This is a genomic window from Aeromonas sp. XH (assembly GCF_033348475.1).
Taxonomy (GTDB): Bacteria; Pseudomonadota; Gammaproteobacteria; order Enterobacterales; family Aeromonadaceae; genus Aeromonas; species Aeromonas sanarellii.
Genome location: NZ_CP137630.1, coordinates 819,546 through 838,780, shown reverse-complemented (window position 1 = coordinate 838,780; position 19,235 = coordinate 819,546). Strand labels below are relative to the sequence as shown.

Here is a 19,235-nt window from a genome sequence, read left to right as displayed (position 1 = left end):
CAAAGCCCCGCAAGGGGCTTTTCTATTGCTGCGGCTGAGGGGACTAGGCTTGCCTGGCATCCGCTCCTGCGGGCATATCCCGCCACAGCGCCAGAATGAGCAGCGCCAGCAGGGCGAAGGGCGGGGCCAGGCAGAGCAGCACGCACAGGACGGTGACAAGCACGGGATGACGGCTCTTGCGCCGGGCCAGTCGCCAGGCCAGGACGCCGACGACGATCATCAGCAGCAGGATAAACAGCACATAGATGTTGGCATTGATGGTCATGAAAGCTCCTTTTTCATGGCAAAAGGCACACTCTAGCGCCGTTGTGGCCCCAGGCAACTCCCGATCCGGTGGGGCTCGCCGGTCGATAGGCTTTTTCTATTTCGCCGATAGATGAGAATGATTTTCATTTGGCGAGATTCTGGGTGATAGTGCCTTCATCGCCAGAGGAGACACCACCATGAAAAAGACCATCAGCTTCGCCATCTTGCACTTCAGTGTCGCCTTCACCGTGGCTTACCTGCTGACCGGCGAGCTGCTGACCGCCAGCCTGATCGCCCTCATCGAGCCCGCCGTCAACACCGTCGCCTTCTACTTCCACGACCTTGGCTGGCACAGGCTCAAACCCGATCACAGCCTGCAGGCCAAGACCAGCAGCTTCGCCCTGGTCCACTTCTCGGTGGCCTTCGGCGTCGCCTTCCTGTTGAGCGGCGAGCTGCTCACCGGCGGCGTGATGGCACTGATCGAACCTGCCATCAACACCCTGCTCTTCTTTTTCCACGAGCGGCTGTGGCGCAGCCGCCAGCCACTGGCGCTGGCCGGCGTCTGATTGTAATGCAGGGCCGCCCGGCGCAAAAAAGCGCTCGGCGGCCTCGTGCCATTATGTTCTAGTAGCGGAATCCCCCCTTGCTGGAACCCTATGGATGAACAAGATCTTGCTTGGCACCCTGCTGTTTTCCCCTCTGCTGGCCGCGGCGGCCACCCCGTCCTTCGAGTGCACCAAGGCAAAAGGCGCCGCCGAAACCCTCATCTGCAAGGATGCCGGACTGGCGGCGCTGGATAACGAGCTGTCAGCCCTCTATCCCAAGGCGATTGCCGGGTTCTCCCCCGAGCAGCAGAAGACGGAGCGCGCCATCCAGCGCGGCTGGATCAAGGGGCGCAACGACTGCTGGAAGGCGGGCGACCTGCGCCAGTGCGTGGAAGAGAGCTACCAGTTGAGGATCACCGAGCTGCAGATCAAGGGCGGCCAGCTGAGGGTGCCGACGCCGGTCGATTACCAGTGCGGCAACAATGTCACCCTCTCCACCTACTTCTACAACGAGGCCAAGCGGCCCGCCGCCATGATCAACCTGAGCGAGGGGGACAACCAGCAGCAGGTGCTCGCCTATGAGACCCCCAGCGCCAGCGGCGCCCGCTACGAGGGGCAAAACCTCACCCTCTTTACCAAGGGGAGCGACGCTAGGCTGGAGCGCCATGGTCAGCTCCCCCTCGTCTGCAACGAGCTCCCGGGCAACTGATCCCCCGCCCGGCCAGGGGCCGGGCAACCACTTCCGTACAGGCAGCAAAAGGTGGCCACTCGCCCCCTTTTACCTATCCCCAGCCCCCTCTCATCAATCCGGCCCGGGCGCCAGGCTTTCGGGCTGGCGTCCATTTGTTGATCTTGCCCGGCAATTCGCCATTTCCCCCTTTCCCTTCGCTCGCGGGCCGATAATATAGCCAATTGGCAACACACGCCTCGTCGGAGTCTCCCCATGAGCCATGCCAACCCTCTCGCAGGTAACGCGCAGCAGGCTGGAGGCTGAGATCCAGTGCGGTAGCGTCGCCAAAGGGCGCGACTGGCAAGGGATAAGTCACTGATTCAACTATGTCGAGTGGAGTGAATGTATGGAAACGCACGCACTGCATCGGGGTCGACTGATCGACCATCTCCAGCTGGTGGTGAAAGACCTGGCCGCCAGCGAGCGCTTTTACAGGGCCATACTGGCCACCCTCGATGTGCCAATCGGCGGCTCGGGTGAGGGTTACTTCTGGGCTGACGAGCTGTTTGTCACATCCATCGACAGCCCTGCGGCGCTCGGCGCACTGACTGGCCGCCATCATCTCGCCTTTCAGGCGCAAGACAGGGCCACGGTGGATCGCTTCTATCAGGCGGCACTGGCCCACGGCGGCCAGGATAACGGCGTCCCCGGCGAGCGTGTCTATCACCCCGGCTATTACGCCGCCTTTGTGCTCGACCCGGACGGCAATAATATCGAAGCTGTGTATCACGGCGAGGCAGCACGCAGCGCGGGGTCGGTGGAAATTCGGTTTTAGAAAAAGAATGGAGCTCAAGTGATATGGGCCTAGCCATGACGCAACGAGGTGACTACGCCTTGTTAAAAATAGTGGACATCCCAAAAATTCGGTTAACAAGGTGTATGCATCTTTGAAGGAATATTTATGTCTATTGAAGTAATTAAAGATCAAATATTTTATTTTTTATCATCAGAACAACCTGAAGTCATGGCTATCAAAGGTGAGTGGGGAGTTGGTAAAACTTTTAGCTGGAAACAATTTCTTGAAGAGGCTAATTCTAAAGGAAAAATAAAATCTGATCGCTATTCTTATGTTTCTCTCTTTGGTATTAATTCATTAGACGCCTTTAAATATACAATTTTTGAGAATGTTATAAAACGAGATATCATCGGTACTCAGGCTAGTATTGAAACGTTCAAAAACAATACTACAAGCCTAATCGAGTCGTTAGGCAGAAATTCTTTCAGCTTATTTAAAGGCACCCCGATAATTAAATCATTCACCCCGGCAATTGAGGCTGTCTCATTCTTATCGTTGAATAACATTCTAATTTGCATTGATGATTTAGAAAGAAAAGGAAAGGGTTTAGATATCAAAGATGTGTTGGGGTTGGTGTCACTACTAAAAGAGCAAAAAAAATGTAAAATAGTTTTACTTCTAAATGATGGAGAAACAGGCCTAGAGGATTATGAAAAATATCGAGAAAAGGTAATAGATATTGAACTTGCATTTACTCCTGTTCCAGCAGAATGTGCGTCCATAGCTTTTTCTGAAAAAACGCCTAACTATTCTAGATTAAGGGAATTAACTACTAGTCTAGGCATTAGAAACATTCGCATCCTGAAAAAAATCGAGAGGTTAGTTACTCTATCTCTTCCTCTTACTAAAGGCTTCGAGCCAGAAATATCAGATCAGGTGATGCACTCACTGGTTTTATATACATGGTGTTATTTCCTCTCAACATCGAATGAGGAAATACCAACTTTAGAATTTACAACCAGTAAAGGCTATACATTGCTCGGCATAGGTGATGAAGATCTCAACGAGCAACAGAAAAAATGGCAAGTTATCCTTCAATCATACAATTATACGCTTACAGATGAACTTGATTTGGTAGTTGCCAAAGCTGTCCAGACAGGTTATTTCATTGAAGAGGAGTTCATATTAAAGGCATCAGAAAAAAACCAACAATTAATAGCATCAAAATCTGAAAATTCATTTTCGGATGCTTGGAAACTTTATCACGACTCATTTAATGACAATGCTGATGAAGTCATTAATGGGTTGTACGACAGCTTCAAAAGAAACTGTAAATACATCACACCTTTGAATTTGAACGGCACCGTCACACTATTTAGAGAATTAGGTGAGGACGACAAAGCATCTGAAATAATTGACCTGTATATAGAAAGTAGAAAAGACGATATTGAAACATTCAATATGGAGGAAGCTAATGTCTTTGGCGATATTAATGACCAAGAGTTAATAAGTAAATTTAACAACGTGTACAATCAAACAATTATCACTAAAACAGCAAGACAAGTATTGGAAGATATAGCTGGTAAAAATGGCTGGAGCCAAAATGACGAAATGGTATTAGCCAAAACATCTGTCGATGAATACTACGATATATTTAAATCTGAAACTGGTCATGTTTTGTCAACTTTTGTTACAACCTGTTTGAGATTCGGCCAGTTTGGTAACGCGAGTGAGCAGCAAAAAGAGATCTCCAAAAGAGCGACCGAGGCACTACGGAAAATTGCTTCAGAGAGTGAAATTAACAGAAGGCGAGTTAAGAAATTCGGTGTAAAAACGGATTAGTAATAAAATATACCGGTCTCGTTATTACCTGACACAGGCCTCAAAACAGTTTCAGGTATACGCTATTCCCCCCGTAGGTTCGAATAGAGAAGCGTATTTGGAGCATCGTCTATAACCCCGCCACGACATAAGCAAGGATCGGGAAATCTCCTTGGAGGGCCCTTTTCGGCTATCTGGTGGCCCTGGCTGGCGTTCCAGAGCCACCATAAACTCAATTTATGGGTTTTCCGATAATGACCCCATATTTGCTTATAGTGGCGTTCACCTGTCCACCAGCGCCTGTTGCGGCCCCATAGCAGGTCAGCTCGGCCATATCCCGCACCTACGGAATGCCAGGGACACGGCGTGAAGTCACAGATCCACACCGTTATCCTCCCTGGGCTGCACCGATGGGGCGCCCCTCCCCCCTGGGGATTCATTCCCCGCTGCCACTGGCCTATAGTGGGCCCCTCTCACACCCCCTTTGCGAGCAGCACCATGTATATCGGCGAATTTGCCCGGCTGGCGGGCACCACCCCAAAGGCGGTCCGCCTCTACGAGCAGCTCGGGCTGCTGCCCGAGCCCAGGCGGCGCGGCAGTTATCGCGTCTACCGGGCCGAGGATCTGGAGTGGGTCGGCTTTATCCGCGAGGCCCAGCGGCTTGGCTGCAAGCTCGGGGAGCTGGTTCCCCTGCTCGCGGGCGTCACCAGCCTCGATCACTTCCCTTGGCAGAAGGTGGAGCAGCTTATCGCGGACAAGCTGGCGCAGATCGAGGCGGAGGTCGCCCGGCTGCAACGCCAGCATCAGGGCTTGAGCCAGTGCGCCACGCTGCTGGCGCAGCACCCCTGCCGCTATGGCGCCCCGGCGCGGCAATCCCCCGACGGGCGGGATCATCCCGCCGCCGCGGATCGGGGGCACAAGGTGGCTTGACTCTGTCCCATGGGACAAGGGGTGTAATGGGGGCTCACTTCAAGGAGCCATACCATGACCCCCAACCTGCTTGTTCTCAACGGCAACCCCAAACCCGACAGCCTCTGCCACGCCCTCGCCCGGGAATATGCCCGCGGCGCCGAGGAGAGGGGCGCCCGCGTCACCCTGCATCACGTGGGAGGGCTCGCCTTCGAGCCGGATCTTCACCACGGCTATGACGAGGCGCAGCCCCTCGAGCCCGATCTGCAGGCGGTGCAACAGAGCCTGGCGCAGGCCCACCACCTGGTGATCGTCGCCCCCGTCTGGTGGGGCCACCTGCCTGCCCGGCTCAAGGGGCTGCTGGATCGCACCCTGCTGCCGGGCTTCGCCTTTCGCTACCAGCCGGGGAAGGCGCACCCAGAGCGGCTGCTCGCCGGCAAGACGGCGCGCCTGCTGCTCACCATGGACAGCCCCCCCTGGTATTACCGCTGGTGGCAGGGTGCCCCCGTGGAGCGTACCCTGGACCAGCCCGTGCTCGGGCTCTGTGGCATCCGGCTAACCCACCGCCAGCATCTGGGGCCCGTCCACACCTCGGATGAGGCGGCCCGCCAGCGCTGGCTCACTCAAGCCGGGGCCGCCGCCCGCCAGGATGTGCGGCGGCTGGGCAGACGCCCCGCCTAACCCCTGCCATGGGCATTTTTTGCCCATAAAAAAGCCCCGCCATGGCGGGGCTTTTTGTCACGGATGGCGCGGGTTATTTCACCGCGATCGGCTCGGCCATGGGGCTCTGAAACTCCTGCTCGGCATCGGCAAAGCGTTCCAGCATGGCCTGGGAAGGGGCCTTGTCCAGCAGGCTGAACACCACTATGGCCAGGGTGGCGAAGACGAAGCCCGGGATGATCTCGTACAGCCCCAGCCAGCCGAACTGCTTCCAGACGATGACGGTCAGGGCGCCCACCAGCATCCCCGCCAGGGCGCCGTTGCGGGTCATGCGCGACCAGAGCACGGAGAGCAGCACCACGGGGCCGAAGGCGGCACCGAAGCCGGCCCAGGCGTAGCTCACCAGCCCCAGCACCCGGTTTTCCGGGTTCACGGCCACGGCGATGGCGATGAGGGAGATCAGCAGCACCATGGCGCGGCCGACCCACACCAGCTCTTTCTGGGAGGCGTTCTTGCGCAGGAAGGGCTTGTAGAGATCCTCGGTGATGGCGCTGGAGCAGACCAGCAGCTGGCAGCTGAGGGTACTCATCACCGCCGCCAGGATGGCGGAGAGCAGCACGCCGGCGACCCAGGGGTTGAACAGGATCTTGGAGAGCTCGATAAAGACGCGCTCCGGGTTGCCGGTGACGCCGGTCGCCTGCTCGGCGAAGGTGGCGAAGTAGGCCAGGCCGAAGAAGCCGATGGCCACGGCGCCGCCCAGGCACAGGATCATCCAGGTCATGCTGATGCGACGGGCACTGGCCATGGAGTGGTGGGAGTCCGCCGCCATGAAGCGCGCCAGGATGTGGGGCTGGCCGAAGTAGCCGAGACCCCAGGCCATCAGGGAGACGATGGCGATGAAGTCCAGGTTCCGGAACATGTCGAGGTTGCTGGCGCTCTTGGCGGCCACCTCCACCATGGCGGTGTCGATGCCGCCCACCGCGATGATGACGAACACCGGGGTCAGGATCAGGGCGAAGATCATCAGGGTCGCCTGCACAGTATCGGTCCAGCTCACCGCGAGGAAGCCGCCGAAGAAGGTGTAGGTGATGGTGGCCGCGGCACCGACCCAGAGGGCGGTGTCATAGCTCATGCCGAAGGTGCTCTCGAACAGGCGGGCGCCGGCCACCACGCCGGAGGCGCAGTAGATGGTGAAGAACAGCAGGATCACCAGGGCGGAGAGGATGCGCAGCACCCGGCTCTTGTCCTCGAAGCGGTAGGTGAAGTAGTCCGGCAGGGTCAGGGCGTTGCGGTTCTTCTCGGTGTGGACCCGCAGCCGGCCGGCGACCCAGCGCCAGTTGAAGTAGGCACCTATGATGAGGCCGATGGCGATCCAGCTCTCGGAGATGCCGCCGATGAAGACGGCGCCAGGCAGGCCCATCAGGAGCCAGCCACTCATGTCGGAGGCACCGGCGGAGAGGGCGGTCACCCAGCTCCCCATGCGGCGGCCGCCGAGAATGTAGTCGTCAAAGTTGCGGGTGGCGCGATAGGCGATGAAGCCGATCAACACCATCCCGAGGATGTACACCAGAAAGGTGATGAGCATGGGGGTGCTAGCTGTCATTCAAAACTCCGTTATGTGACGTCTGTGTCCGTTCTTGTGACGGACTCTTCCTTAAAAAACCGGCCTAGAATAATCAGCAGATCGCCTGATCACAACCATTTTTAACAAATAAAAAACACACAGAAAACGTTTAACACCTAATCAAGTAACCACTCAGAGCCATAAGGGCCGGATTTTATCCCAACCAACCAGGAATTTCCCCTGACGATCCCCTCCCCGAAGACACAAAAAAGCCCCGACAGTGGCCGGGGCTCGCAATCCGGGACCGGGGATCAGCGGTTGATGGCGATGGGCATGCCGCTGCGCTGCTCCAGGGCCTGCTTGACCAGCTGGGAGTCGCTGTCCGCGTGGGCGATGAAACGGGTCACCGCGGTGGACATGGGCAGCGGGGCCGGCAGGCTGGAGTCGAACTCCTCCTGGTTGCGGGAGAGCGGCTGGTGCACTTCCAGATAGCGGCGGCCATCCGGCTCGACAGAGGCCTTGATCGGCTGGTTCACGAACTGGACGCGGGTACCGACCGGAACCTGCTTGAACAGGTACTCGATGTCGTCGTTGCGCAGGCGCACGCAGCCGTGGCTCACCCGCAGGCCGATGCCGAACTGGGCGTTGGTGCCGTGGATGGCGTACATCTTGCCGATGTAGAGCGCGAACAGCCCCATGGGGTTGTCCGGGCCGGCCGGCCAGACCGCGGGCAGGGTCTCGCCGCGGGCGGCGTACTCGGCGTGCATCTTGGCCGTAGGGGTCCAGGTCGGGCCCGCCTTCTTGCGCTGCACGCTGGTCACCCAGTCTTCCGGGGTGTCGGTGCCGAGCTGGCCGATGCCGATGGGCAGCACTTCCACCACCTTCTTGCCCTTCGGGTAGTAGTAGAGGCGCATCTCGGCGACGTTCAGCACTATGCCCTCACGGGGGGCATCCGGCAGGATCAGCTGGTGCGGGATGACCAGCTTCTCGCCCGCCTGCAGCAGCAGGGGATCCGCCTTGGGATTAGCCTCCAGCATGTTGGTCAGGCCGAGCTGGAACTTGGCGGCGGCCGCCTCCAGGGGCTGGCCGGCCTCTTCGGGCGACACCACATAGTCCAGGTTCTCGCCCACCAGGCGGCTGTTGGCCGCAGGCAGGGCATATTCGATGGCGAAGGCGGGCATGGCGGTCAGGATCAGACCGCAGCACAGGGCGGCCGCCGTGTTGTGGAGGAGCTTCATAACTTTCCTGTGATAAGGGGATGGATCAGCACTCTGGCCAGACCGGGAGCGGCTTGCACACCCGGGGCGACGAGAAGGCCGCCATTTTTCTCCTCTGTCTTGCAAATTTCAACCGCCACGTGGCGACGGGTCGGCGATTAAATAGGGGCGGCGCCCCTCCCCCATGTCACGTGAAAAGCAGCATCAGCCATTTTTCCAAGCATGCATGTCATAACCGGTTGGAGACTGATGCAGGCGTAGATGGAATTGCTCGATAATGGAAAATATGTGGTCGAATATATCAGCCTGTATTCCCTCGTACTCGGCCCAGGCGGTGGTCGCCGTGAAGCAGTAGATCTCGAGCGGCAGGCCGTCCGGGGTCGGTGCCAGCTGGCGCACCATCAGGGTCATGTCCTTGCGAATGCCGGAGTGGGCGCGCAGGTAGGCATCGAGGTAGGCCCGCAGGGTCCCCAGGTTGGTGAGATGGCGGCCATTGATGGGGCAACTGATGGCATCGCTGAGCTGCTGGTTGTAGCTGCTGAGTTCCTGCTCCTTGCGGCTGAGATAGGGGGCCAGCAATCTGGCCTGCTTGAGCCGCAACTGCTCCTCCGCGGTGAGGAAGCGCACGCTGGTCATGTCGATGTTGACACTGCGCTTGATGCGCCGACCGCCGGATTCGGTCATCCCCTGCCAGTTCTTGAAGGAGTCCGAGATGAGGGCATAGGTGGGGATGGTGGTGATGGTCTTGTCCCAGTTCGACACCTTGACCGTGGTGAGGCCGATGTCGGTCACCTCGCCGTCCGCCCCGTACTTGTCCATCTGCAGCCAGTCACCGACGCTCAGCATGCGGTTGGCGGAAAGCTGGATCCCGGCCACCAGGCCGAGGATGGGGTCCTTGAACACCAGCATCAGGACCGCAGTCATGGCCCCCAGGCCGCTGAACAGGAAGAGTGGCGACTTGCCGAGCAGCAGGGCGATCATCAGGATGCCCACCAGGATGCTGGCCACCAGTTTCACCCCCTGGAAGATGCCGCGCAGGGGCAGATCCCGTCCGAGCCGGGTATGGCGGCTCACCGACAGCAGGCAGTCGAGCAGGGCGAACAGCGCCAGCAGCAGGAACAGCAGGATCCAGAGCTGGGCCACCAGTTCGATCAGTTGCAGGCTGTCGGACGCCCTGGGCAGCCAGATCTCCGCCTGACCCAGCAGCACGGCCCCCTGCAGCACGAAGGCGAGCCGGTAGAAGAGCCGCTGCTGCAGCTGGGGCGGCAGCCACACCTGCTTGGTCTTGCCGAGCAGAGCCACCAGACGTACCAGCAGGATGCGATGCAGTACCAGGTGCAGCACCAGGGCGGTCAGCACGATGAACCCCAGGGCGATCACCAGGGCCATCATGGCAGTAACCTCTACTCCCAGACTGGCAAGCCAGTCGAAAAACATCTTCTTCATCGCACTCTCCGCAATATCACACTGCGGTCAGGGTACGTATCTGGTCCGTCATGTCAAATGACAGGCCGCTCACTGGGCGCCGGAAATGACAACGCCCGGCAGGGGCCGGGCGTTGATTCGCTGCGAGGTGGCCTTAGCCGACCAGGCTCAGGGCATCGCGGGCGATGACCAGCTCTTCGTTGGTGGGCATCACCATGGCCAGGCGGCTCTCTTTGGTGGTGATAGGGCCTTCACCGCCCAGCACGGCGGCGTTGTTGGCCTCCTTGTCGACCTTGAAGCCGAACAGGGCCAGGCGCTCCAGCACCATCTCGCGCACCATGGCGGCGTTCTCGCCGATGCCGCCGGTGAACACCAGGGCGTCCAGGCGACCGTCCATGGCGGCGGCGTAGGCGCCCACATACTTGGCCACCCGGTAGGTGAACACGTCCAGCGCACGCTTGGCACCGGCGTCGGTGGCGTAGTTGGAGGTGACATAGCGGCAGTCGCTGCTCGCCTCGGTCATGCCCAGCAGGCCGGACTCGCGGGTCAGGGTGTGGTTGATCTGCTCCACGCTGTAACCGAGCTGGTCGTGCATGAAGAAGACCACGGCGGGGTCGATGTCACCGGAGCGGGTGCCCATCGCCAGCCCTTCCAGCGGGGTCAGGCCCATGGAGGTGTCGACGGACTCGCCGCCACGGATGGCGCAGACGGAGGCGCCGTTGCCCAGGTGGCAGTTGATGATGTTGAGCTCTTCGAGCGGCTTGCCGAGCGCCTTGGCGGTCTCTTCGGCGATGAAGCGGTGGGAGGTGCCGTGGGCGCCGTAACGGCGGATGCCGTTCTCCTTGTAGAGCCTGTAGGGCAGCGCGTAGAGGTAGGCCTCCTCTGGCAGGGTCTGGTGGAAGGCGGTGTCGAACACGGCCACGTTCTTCTCGGCCAGGGCCGGGAACACCTTGAGGGCGGCACGGATGCCGATGAGGTGCGCCGGGTTGTGCAGGGGGGCGAACGGGATGGCGGCCTCGATGCCGGCGATCACGCCCTCATCGATGCGCACGGAGCGGGAGAACTGCTCGCCGCCGTGCACAATGCGATGGCCGATGGCCACCAGCTGCTCGGCCAGCGCGGGATCCTGGGGCAGGATGTGACCCACTATGTGGTCGAGGGCTTCCTGGTGCGCGGCACCCGCGCCCAGCATGGCCTCGCCCTTGGCCCCGTGGAGTTTCCATTTGATGCGTGCATCGTCCAGATTGAAGCATTCGGCCAGGCCGGACAGCATGTCCTCACCCGTTTCGGCGTCCATTACGGCAAATTTCAGGGAAGAGCTACCGCAGTTAAGGATCAATACCAACTTGCTCATGTTCTACATCTTCCTGTGCTTCGGCTTTATGCCGACAGTGTCGTGTCATCCAGCGATGGATGGGATTCCCCTGCCGGGGGCTTATGGTCGCAGGAAAGTGCGCCCAATTTTTCAAACTGTCTGGCGCCGACCGCCAACTCTGGGCCTGGCGCGCTTATCCTTTCAAACTGTCTGGCGCCGACTCATAGTCTGGCGCGCTTATCCTTTCAAACTCTCTGGCGCCGACCCATAATCTGGCGCACTCATAGAATCATCGATTCGGTCTGCGCAGTGCGCTCCGCAGGCGGCCGGTACGGGCGATCAGAGCCCGGCCAGCAGATCCCGGTGCACCTTGACCACCAGCTTCTTCACCTGAGCCGGCGAGTGGGGGGTGCAGAGGGGGCGATGCAGTTCTCCCGGCCAGAAGATGGCAAAGTCGCCGGGCTGCAACGCCAGATAACTGGTCTGTTCGTCGTCGACGAACCAGAGATCGGGGTAAGGATGATCGGCGCCCTCCCCCTCATAAACATGGGGACCGACGCCGATCCACTCCTCGCCGCGCAGCAGCAGCTGGATGTCCAGGTACTGCTGATGGAACTCGCCGCGGCGATCCGCCACCGGCTCGGTCAGATCCTCGCTCACCAGGCAGAACAGCCTGAGGCCGTCTATCTCCTGTTTGCCGAGGGGGGCGTTCAGCCAGCGCTCGACGCCCTGCACCACCTCGACCATGATGCGGTCCAGCGGGGCGGGCAAGGGGGTGCGTTGCAGGGTATTCAGACTGCCGGTGATCATGGGGCTCGCATCCTTAGGTGTATCCGTGGTCCATCTTTCTTCATCAACGAAAAAGGACCCGCAAAGGTCCTTTTCGTGGTGTCACCTGCCATCCGTGCAGGCTTGAACTGCGTCTCTCGCGACGAGGACGCCGGCTCACTGTTGCACAGCCGCCCGCACCTTGCCAAGAGATAGTCGCTCGTTCACTCGATGATCGTACCAGTTGAAACAATATTATTCACTACCCAATCACCCCTGACTTTGACCAGACGCAAAAACGGGAGCATCTGCTCCCGTTTTTTTCGCATCACCTGGTGATAACCGGTGCCATTCAAACCTTGCCGGCGTTTTCCACCGGTTTGGCGTACATGGCGCGCCAGATGACCTTGTGCTCTTCTGGCACCTCCGACTGGCGAGTCAGGAAGGCGGTCTGCTCTATGGTGCTGGCCTTGCCGGGCACATCCGCCGCCAGATAGTTGCCGGGGAAGAGGCGATAGCTGCTCCAGATGGCCTTGTCGATCAGGGCGGCCAGCTCGTCCGGATCGCTGAACCCCTCGGTGATGGGGGCGCCGAAGGAGACGTGTACCCGCCCCTTCTGGCCGACGATGCCGGCGACTATGCTCTCGATGTCCTCGAACTCACCCTTCTCGTAGCTGCCGTTGACCGATTTCTCGTAGAGCTCGCGCGCCTTGGCCTTGTCGGTGGGATCCAGCTCGTAGCTGATGCTGACAGGCACTATGTTGAGGCTGCGCATGTAGTCGACGAACTCGATCTTCTGCTTCTTGCCGTCCACGTAGAACATCTTGAGGATGGCCGGATCCGTCTTGTCATCCCCGTCCTTGGCGCGCCCTTCCTTCTGGGCGATCCAGATGGAGTGGCCTTCGTGCACCGACTGGCCTATGTAGGCCGACAGCTCGCCGAGGGCCTTCATCATCTCCCGCGGCCCCTTGGCGGAGCGCTTGACGATGAAGCTCTTGTTGAGCTTCATCAGCTCGGTGGCGCAGGGCTTGCGCAGCAGGTTGTCACCGATGGCGATGCGCACGGTATCGAAGCCGTGGGTATGCAGCCCCCAGTTGACGAACGCCGGATCCATGGCGATGTCCCTGTGGTTGGAGACGAACAGGTAACCCTGCTCCTTCTTCAGGTGCTCCAGGCCGGAGAAGCTCACCCCCTGGGTGGAGGTGGCGATCATCCGGGTCATGTAGCGGGTCACCCCCATCTGCACCTGGTGAACCGTGCTGACCTTGGCCCACTTGTGGCGCAGGAACTGGCGGATCAGCGGGCGGATGGCCCAGCCCAGCCAGCTCATCAGGGAACCGAAACGGTATTTGGCGATGGCGCCGATAAACTCGTCATCCTGGATCAGCCGCTCGATGGCAGCCGGCACTTCTTCATCGCGATAGGGGCGAATGTCCGCGAATCTGTCTACTTCTGTCACAATGTCTGCCTTGCAAGTATGGAGTCGCGGCCAGCGTCTGCCGGCCGGGAAAATTCAGGGCGCAATTTTACACGCTTTTGTGGTCAGGGGTATGAGACGCATACAGATAGTGCGATCTTGCCGTGAAAAAGCCCTCTGTGGACCGGGCGCCATCGCGAGCCGTGCCGAGGGAATGCGGGCTGGCGCCGGTTAGACGGCGGGGTTGATCCGCGCGGTGAGGACATGATCCTCCCAGCGGCCGTTGATCATCAGGTAGTCCCGGGCATAGCCTTCCCGCTCGAAACCGAGCCGCGTGAGCAGGGCGCCGCTGCGCAGGTTGGCGGGCATGTAGCTCGCCATGATGCGGTGCAGGCCGAACTCATTGAACAGGTAGTCGATGCCGGCGCTCACCACTTCCCGCATCACCCCCTGCCCCTCGTGCGCCTGGTCGATGGCATAGCCCAGGTGGCACGCCTTGAACATGCCCATCATGATCTGGGTGAAGTTGCAGGTGGCCAGCACCCGCTCCCCCTGGGGGTCGAGCGCCACCAGTTGCACGGCGCTGCCGTCGAAGAACTGGCCGTAACCATCGCGCAGGCGCGCCTGCCAGTGGGCCAGGGTATAGAAGCTCTCGTCCCGCCTGGGCTCCCAGGGGGCGAGGTGGGCGCGGTTGCGCAGGTAGAAATCCAGCATCAGACCGGCCCGTTCCGGGGGCAGCACGGTCATCCGGGTACGGGCCGTGACGAGATGGGGCAGCGTCGTCATCTTTCCCCCCGGAAGTGGGAGCCGGACAGGAGGGCCATCAGTGCTCCCTCTGCCTGAGCCATTCGTCCCGCAGCAGGCCGTAGTTGACATGGTCCACCACCCTGTCCGCCAGCCGCTCCGCCCGCCGGGTCACCCCCTCCTGCACCATGCCGAGCCGCTCGCACACAGCCCGGCTCGCCTCGTTCTCCAGGGCGGCGCTGATCTCCACCTTCTCCATCCCCATCTCCTCGAAGGCGTGATGGATCAGGGCCTGGCAGGCCCGGGTGATGATGCCGTGCCCCTGCCAGCGCTCCGCCAGCCAGTAACCGATGCACACCTTGGCCAGCTCATGATCGATCCGGTTGTAGCCGATGACGCCGACCACCTCTCCCTGATACTCGATGGCTGTGGTCAGCCCCTCGCCCCGGGCAAATTTCTCGATGGCATGGCGGATGAAGGTGGCGCTGTCCGAGGGTTGCTGGATATGGGGCACCCAGGGCAGCCACTGACTCAGGTAGTCGCGATTGCGCTGGCAGAGGCGAAAGAGTTCGCTGGCCATGTCGGGTTGCAGGAACAGGAGCGCCAGCTCGTCATCCAGTTGCCATGAAAACATCGCCACTCCCCCTGTTTTGACCCGGCATGCGCCGTCATGGGAGCCAATGTAGTCAATCAATCCCTTGTTTGCCAAGGACTTTCGGCGCGCCTCCCCCGCTGGCAACCCCCATATGGCGATGCCCATCCGGGTGCGTTATCGAGCATGTCATCAATCTCGCCGTCCATTGGATTAACACACTAAAAACGCCCGGTTTTTTGGATGATAAGTGCCACAAAAGTGAATTGTGCTACCCACTTTCTCTGCCCTGTGACAAATGACAGGCCGTTATTTCCCCCCTTCCCACTAGTGTAAGAGCGCCGGGCAACGGACCCGGCGTGCAATCTTCATCGACTAAGGAAAGACGAGATGAACAAAGTCTATTTGGCCGTGGTACTGGCCTGCTGGGGAAGCGCCGCCGTGGCGGCAGAACAGGTGGAAGTGAATCGGGTCGCAGGCCTTCAGGGGGCACCGAGCGGCGCCGCCGGGGTCAGCGCCCTGGCCGGGGATGGCGAGTTTCGGCAGGTGCGGGCGGTCAAGCTGCCCAATGGCCAGCAGCGGGTGCGCTATGAGCAGACCTGGCACGGCATCCCGGTCTGGGGCCAGGTGCTGGTGGCCGAGCACTCCCTCGGTGGCCAGATAAGCCAGGTTTCCGGCACCATGCTGCGCCAGATCGAGGCCGATCTGGCGAGCCCGACCGCCGCCCTCTCCCCCAGCGATGCCGCCAGCAAGGCGCGTGCCGGCGCCAAGGGCAGCAACGAGCGGGTCAAGCTGTTCGTGGTCCAGGATGATGCCGGCCAGGCCCGGCTGGTCTACCTGGTCTCCTGGCTGGCGGCGAGCGAGCAGCCGAGCCGCCCCTTCGTGATGATCGACGCCCAGACCGGCAGCGAGCTCAAGCGCTGGGAGGGGATCAACCACAAGGACGCCACAGGCCCGGGCGGCAACATCAAGACCGGCAAGTACTTCTACGGCGCCGACTTCGGTCCCCTCCAGGTGGACGACAGCTGCCGCATGAGCAGCGCCAACGTGGACACCGTCAACCTCAACCACGCCACCAGTGGCGGCGCCGTGCACCAGTTCACCTGCCCGGAGAACACGGTCAAGGAGATCAACGGTGCCTACTCGCCGCTCAACGACGCCCACTACTTCGGCAATGTGGTGTTCGACATGTACCGCAACTGGTACAACACGGCGCCGCTGAGCTTCAAGCTCAAGATGCGGGTGCACTACAGCCGCAACTACGAGAACGCCTTCTGGGACGGCAGCCAGATGACCTTCGGTGACGGCGCCACCACCTTCTACCCGCTGGTGAGTCTGGACGTGGCGGCCCACGAGGTGAGCCACGGCTTCACCGAGCAGAACTCGGGCCTGGTCTACTCCGGCCAGTCGGGCGGCATCAACGAGGCCTTCTCCGACATGGCGGGGGAAGCGGCCGAGTACTACATGAAGGGCAGCAACGACTGGCTGGTGGGGGCCCAGATCTTCAAGGGCAACGGCTCACTGCGCTACTTCGAGGACCCGACCCGGGACGGCAGCTCCATCGGCCACGCCAGCGATTACTATGACGGCATCGATGTGCACCACAGCTCGGGGGTCTACAACCGCGCCTTCTACCTGCTGGCCAACACCGGCGGCTGGAATACCCGCAAGGCGTTCGAGGTGTTCGTGCTGGCCAACCGCCTCTATTGGGGCGCCAACACCACCTTCGATCAGGGCGCCTGCGGCGTGACCAAGGCGGCCACGGATCTCGGCTACAGCCTGACCGATGTGGCGGCAGCCTTCACCGCGGTCGGCGTCAATGCCAGCTGTGGCACCACGCCGCAACCGGGCAGTGTGCTGCAGAACGGCGTGCCGGTGACCGGCCTCGCCGCCGCCAAGGGGGGCAAGCTGAGCTACACCATAGAGGTGCCCGCCGGCAAGAGCCAGCTGGTGGTCGCCAGCAGCGGCGGCACCGGGGATGCGGATCTCTATGTGAAGTTCGGCTCGGCCCCGACCAGCACCAGCTATGACTGCCGCCCCTACAAGAGCGGCAACGCCGAGACCTGCACCCTGAATGCGCCCAAGGCGGGTACCTGGCATGTGCAGCTGAGCGGGTTCAGCGCCTTCTCCGGCGTGACCCTCAAGGCCAGCTACTGAGCCTGAACAGGCATAAACGGGAATAAGAGAAGAGCGCCGGCCTGGTCCGGCGCTTTTTCATTCCCGCTTGCCCGCCCAGCGCCGGGCCAGAGTGCGGGCCGCCTCCAGCACCCGCTCCTTGGCAGGATTGGGCCGTTTTCCGCTGCGCCAGGCCATCATGACGTCCCAGTGATCCGGCGGCAGATCCACCACGTCCAGCTTCACCAGGCGACCGAACTCCAGATCCCGGGTGATGGCGAGCGCCGGCATCAGGGTGATGAAGCCGTGCTCCAGCGCCAGCTCCCGCGCCGCGCTGGCGGGCTGGATGGCGTGCAGCGGGCTCGCCACCTGGCGCAGCAGCCGCAGCTGCAGGATCAGCTCGTCGCAGCCCGTGCCCCACTGCTGGGGCGCCAGCCGCTCGTTGGCGATGTCCTGCAGGGTCAGCCCCTGCCGCCCGGCCAGGGGGTGGGTGGCGCAGGCCACGGCGATGATGGGGGAACGGTAGAGCAGCTCGAGCTGGATGCCGGCGATGGCGGGACACTTGAGAATGAAGCCGACGTCGGTCTCACCGGTCAGCAGCTCCTGCATGATGATGCCGGAGTGATCCGTGTTGCAGCGGATCTCGAAGGACTCGTCCACCAGGGCCAGCAGCAGGGGACCGAACACCGCCGTGGTCAGAGAGGGCAGGCAGGAGAGCCGGATCCGCGGCAGGGCCGGCGCCCCCTGCATCGCGAGCCGCCCCCCTTCCAGCGCCGTCAGGGCCGCGGTCGCCGCCGGCAGAAACTGCTCGCAGGCCGGAGTCGGGGTGGCGCCACGGCGGTGGCGACGGAACAAGGACTGGCCCAGCTCCTGTTCCAGCACGGCGATCCGCTGGCTGACCATGGGTTGTGACCAGCCGCGAATGGCCGCCACCTTGCTGAAGCTGCCACGGTTGGCCACATCCAGCAGCAATTGCAAATCGTCGAGTGTCACAGCCATAACCAAATCCAATATGAAATATAGCCAGTTGTCGGCTACCACTATATCTGGCGCCCCACCAGAATAGCAGCATCAATCGTCATGAAATGGCAAAACGCCACCGAGTCAGGGACTTGTCATCGCCCTTGGCTCTGTTTGGTGACGGTGCCATTCGGGCAAAAAGACAAAACGACAATATCAACGAAGCGAACAGAGGTAACAGGATCATGGTGGAGCGGGCGAGGCGGTTGGGGCGGTGGTTCTTGGCATTGGATTCCCTCCTGGTGATCCTCGGCTTCTTCGTGGTCATGCCCATGATCAGCCTGCGCTTCGTGGATCAGCTCGGCTGGGCCGCCGGAGTGGTCGGGCTGGCGCTGGGTCTGCGCCAGCTGACCCAGCAGGGGCTGGGGGTCTTTGGCGGCTCCCTCGCCGACAAGTTCGGAGCCCGCCCGCTCATCGTCTGCGGCATGCTGCTGCGGGCGCTGGGGTTTGCCAGCCTGGCTTATGCCCAGAGCGGGCTGGAACTCATCCTCTCCTGCGTCATCTCGGGCCTCGGCGGCTGCCTGTTCGATCCCCCCCGCGCCGCCCTGGTCATCAAGTTCACCCGGCCACGGGAGCGGGGTCGCTACATCTCCCTGCTGATGATGCTGGAGAGCGCCGGCGCCGTGGTGGGCGCCCTGCTCGGCAGCTGGCTGCTGAACTTCGACTTCGAGTATGTCTGCCTGCTGGGAGCCGGCCTGTTCGTCTGCGCCGCCCTGTGCAACCTGCTGATCCTGCCCCCCTACAAGCTCTCGGTGCGACCGACACCGATCCGCGACGGTCTCGGCCAGGTGCTGGCGGACAAGGCCTTCTGCCGGCTGGTGCTGATCCTGAGCGGCTACTACGCGCTCTGGGTGCAGGTCATGCTCATTTTCCCCATCCTGGTCAAGCAGATGGCGGGCAGCACCACGGCAGTGGGCTGGATGTATACCCTGGAGACCGCCATCTCCCTGGCCCTGCTCTACCCCCTGGCCCGTTACGGCGAGCGCCACTTCAAGCTGGAGAACCGCCTGATGGCCGGGGTCTTGCTGATGACGGCGGGGATAGGCCTGGTCGCCTTCGCCACCACCCTGCCCGCCGTCTTCCTGCTGCTCGCCTGCTTCTACCTCGGCATCGTCATCGCCGAGCCGGCGCGGGAGACGCTGATGACCAAGCTGGCCCAACCCGGGGCGCGCGGCAGCTACATGGGCTTCAGCCGGCTGGGGCTAGCGCTCGGCGGCATGACGGGTTACGTGGGGGGCGGTGCCCTGCACGACTACGCCATGGCCCAGGGGCAACCCTGGCTGCCCTGGCTGGTGCTCGGCACCGTCGGCGTCACCACCCTGCTGCTGCTGGCGAACTGCTTCCAGCGCGGCTCCCGCCTGGCCGGGGTCAATGCCTGATCCCCTGGCAATCACGCCATCCAACCCGGGCG

Annotated in this window: 18 protein-coding genes; 8 read left to right on the top strand and 10 right to left on the bottom strand. The window is 61.3% G+C overall.

The window, feature by feature from the left end:
• Window positions 1-43: 43 nt before the first annotated feature.
• Window positions 44-265, bottom strand: a complete 222-nt coding sequence (locus R2B70_RS03970; protein WP_042073989.1) for a hypothetical protein — start codon at window positions 263-265, stop codon at window positions 44-46.
• A gap of 178 nt (window positions 266-443) precedes the next feature.
• Between R2B70_RS03970 and R2B70_RS03965 the strand changes: the two genes are divergently transcribed.
• From R2B70_RS03965 to R2B70_RS03940, 6 genes are all read left to right on the top strand, one after another.
• Complete coding sequence (locus tag R2B70_RS03965) at window positions 444-812, top strand: DUF2061 domain-containing protein (protein ID WP_318162696.1); 369 nt, start codon at window positions 444-446, stop codon at window positions 810-812.
• Between the two features lie 94 nt (window positions 813-906).
• The gene (locus R2B70_RS03960; RefSeq protein ID WP_318162695.1) at window positions 907-1,500 is read left to right on the top strand and encodes an MliC family protein; all 594 of its coding nucleotides are present in this window, start codon (window positions 907-909) and stop codon (window positions 1,498-1,500) included.
• A 367-nt stretch (window positions 1,501-1,867) separates the two neighbouring features.
• Window positions 1,868-2,296 carry a VOC family protein gene (locus R2B70_RS03955; RefSeq protein WP_318162694.1) on the top strand — a complete coding sequence of 143 codons (429 nt, stop codon included), beginning with the start codon at window positions 1,868-1,870 and terminating at the stop codon, window positions 2,294-2,296.
• Between the two features lie 126 nt (window positions 2,297-2,422).
• Complete coding sequence (locus R2B70_RS03950; protein ID WP_318162693.1) at window positions 2,423-4,099, top strand: hypothetical protein; 1,677 nt, start codon at window positions 2,423-2,425, stop codon at window positions 4,097-4,099.
• A 477-nt stretch (window positions 4,100-4,576) separates the two neighbouring features.
• Window positions 4,577-5,008, top strand: a complete 432-nt coding sequence (locus R2B70_RS03945; RefSeq protein WP_318162692.1) for a MerR family transcriptional regulator — start codon at window positions 4,577-4,579, stop codon at window positions 5,006-5,008.
• Window positions 5,009-5,062: 54 nt separating this feature from the next.
• The gene (locus tag R2B70_RS03940; RefSeq protein ID WP_318162691.1) at window positions 5,063-5,668 is read left to right on the top strand and encodes an NAD(P)H-dependent oxidoreductase; all 606 of its coding nucleotides are present in this window, start codon (window positions 5,063-5,065) and stop codon (window positions 5,666-5,668) included.
• Window positions 5,669-5,741: 73 nt separating this feature from the next.
• Here R2B70_RS03940 and putP read toward each other — a convergent pair whose 3' ends face one another.
• The 8 genes from putP to R2B70_RS03900 form a co-directional block, all read right to left on the bottom strand.
• Entirely contained in the window at window positions 5,742-7,250 is a 1,509-nt protein-coding gene (gene putP, locus R2B70_RS03935) for a sodium/proline symporter PutP (protein ID WP_318162690.1), read from the bottom strand.
• 272 nt (window positions 7,251-7,522) lie between these two features.
• Window positions 7,523-8,449: a L,D-transpeptidase family protein gene (locus tag R2B70_RS03930; RefSeq protein WP_209795048.1), complete on the bottom strand. Its 927-nt coding sequence runs from the start codon at window positions 8,447-8,449 to the stop codon at window positions 7,523-7,525.
• A gap of 183 nt (window positions 8,450-8,632) precedes the next feature.
• Window positions 8,633-9,874: a mechanosensitive ion channel family protein gene (locus R2B70_RS03925; RefSeq protein ID WP_318162689.1), complete on the bottom strand. Its 1,242-nt coding sequence runs from the start codon at window positions 9,872-9,874 to the stop codon at window positions 8,633-8,635.
• A gap of 133 nt (window positions 9,875-10,007) precedes the next feature.
• Window positions 10,008-11,207, bottom strand: coding sequence for an acetate kinase (locus tag R2B70_RS03920; RefSeq protein WP_318162688.1), 1,200 nt, complete (start codon window positions 11,205-11,207; stop codon window positions 10,008-10,010).
• Between the two features lie 300 nt (window positions 11,208-11,507).
• Window positions 11,508-11,978, bottom strand: a complete 471-nt coding sequence (locus R2B70_RS03915) for a YhcH/YjgK/YiaL family protein (RefSeq protein WP_318162687.1) — start codon at window positions 11,976-11,978, stop codon at window positions 11,508-11,510.
• 310 nt (window positions 11,979-12,288) lie between these two features.
• The gene (locus tag R2B70_RS03910; protein ID WP_318162686.1) at window positions 12,289-13,395 is read right to left on the bottom strand and encodes a 1-acyl-sn-glycerol-3-phosphate acyltransferase; all 1,107 of its coding nucleotides are present in this window, start codon (window positions 13,393-13,395) and stop codon (window positions 12,289-12,291) included.
• 189 nt (window positions 13,396-13,584) lie between these two features.
• Window positions 13,585-14,139 carry a GNAT family N-acetyltransferase gene (locus R2B70_RS03905; protein WP_318162685.1) on the bottom strand — a complete coding sequence of 185 codons (555 nt, stop codon included), beginning with the start codon at window positions 14,137-14,139 and terminating at the stop codon, window positions 13,585-13,587.
• Window positions 14,140-14,176: 37 nt separating this feature from the next.
• The gene (locus tag R2B70_RS03900; RefSeq protein WP_209795053.1) at window positions 14,177-14,731 is read right to left on the bottom strand and encodes a GNAT family N-acetyltransferase; all 555 of its coding nucleotides are present in this window, start codon (window positions 14,729-14,731) and stop codon (window positions 14,177-14,179) included.
• Window positions 14,732-15,079: 348 nt separating this feature from the next.
• Between R2B70_RS03900 and R2B70_RS03895 the strand changes: the two genes are divergently transcribed.
• Window positions 15,080-16,846 carry a M4 family metallopeptidase gene (locus R2B70_RS03895; protein WP_216989615.1) on the top strand — a complete coding sequence of 589 codons (1,767 nt, stop codon included), beginning with the start codon at window positions 15,080-15,082 and terminating at the stop codon, window positions 16,844-16,846.
• Between the two features lie 57 nt (window positions 16,847-16,903).
• Here the strand turns inward: R2B70_RS03895 and R2B70_RS03890 are convergent, their stop codons facing one another.
• Window positions 16,904-17,803, bottom strand: a complete 900-nt coding sequence (locus R2B70_RS03890; protein ID WP_042074010.1) for a LysR family transcriptional regulator — start codon at window positions 17,801-17,803, stop codon at window positions 16,904-16,906.
• Between the two features lie 206 nt (window positions 17,804-18,009).
• On the opposite strand from R2B70_RS03890, the gene mdtH reads away from it, so the two are divergent.
• Window positions 18,010-19,203 (top strand): multidrug efflux MFS transporter MdtH, encoded by a 1,194-nt coding sequence (gene mdtH / locus R2B70_RS03885; protein WP_042074011.1) that lies wholly within the window; start codon window positions 18,010-18,012, stop codon window positions 19,201-19,203.
• Window positions 19,204-19,235 lie beyond the last annotated feature (32 nt).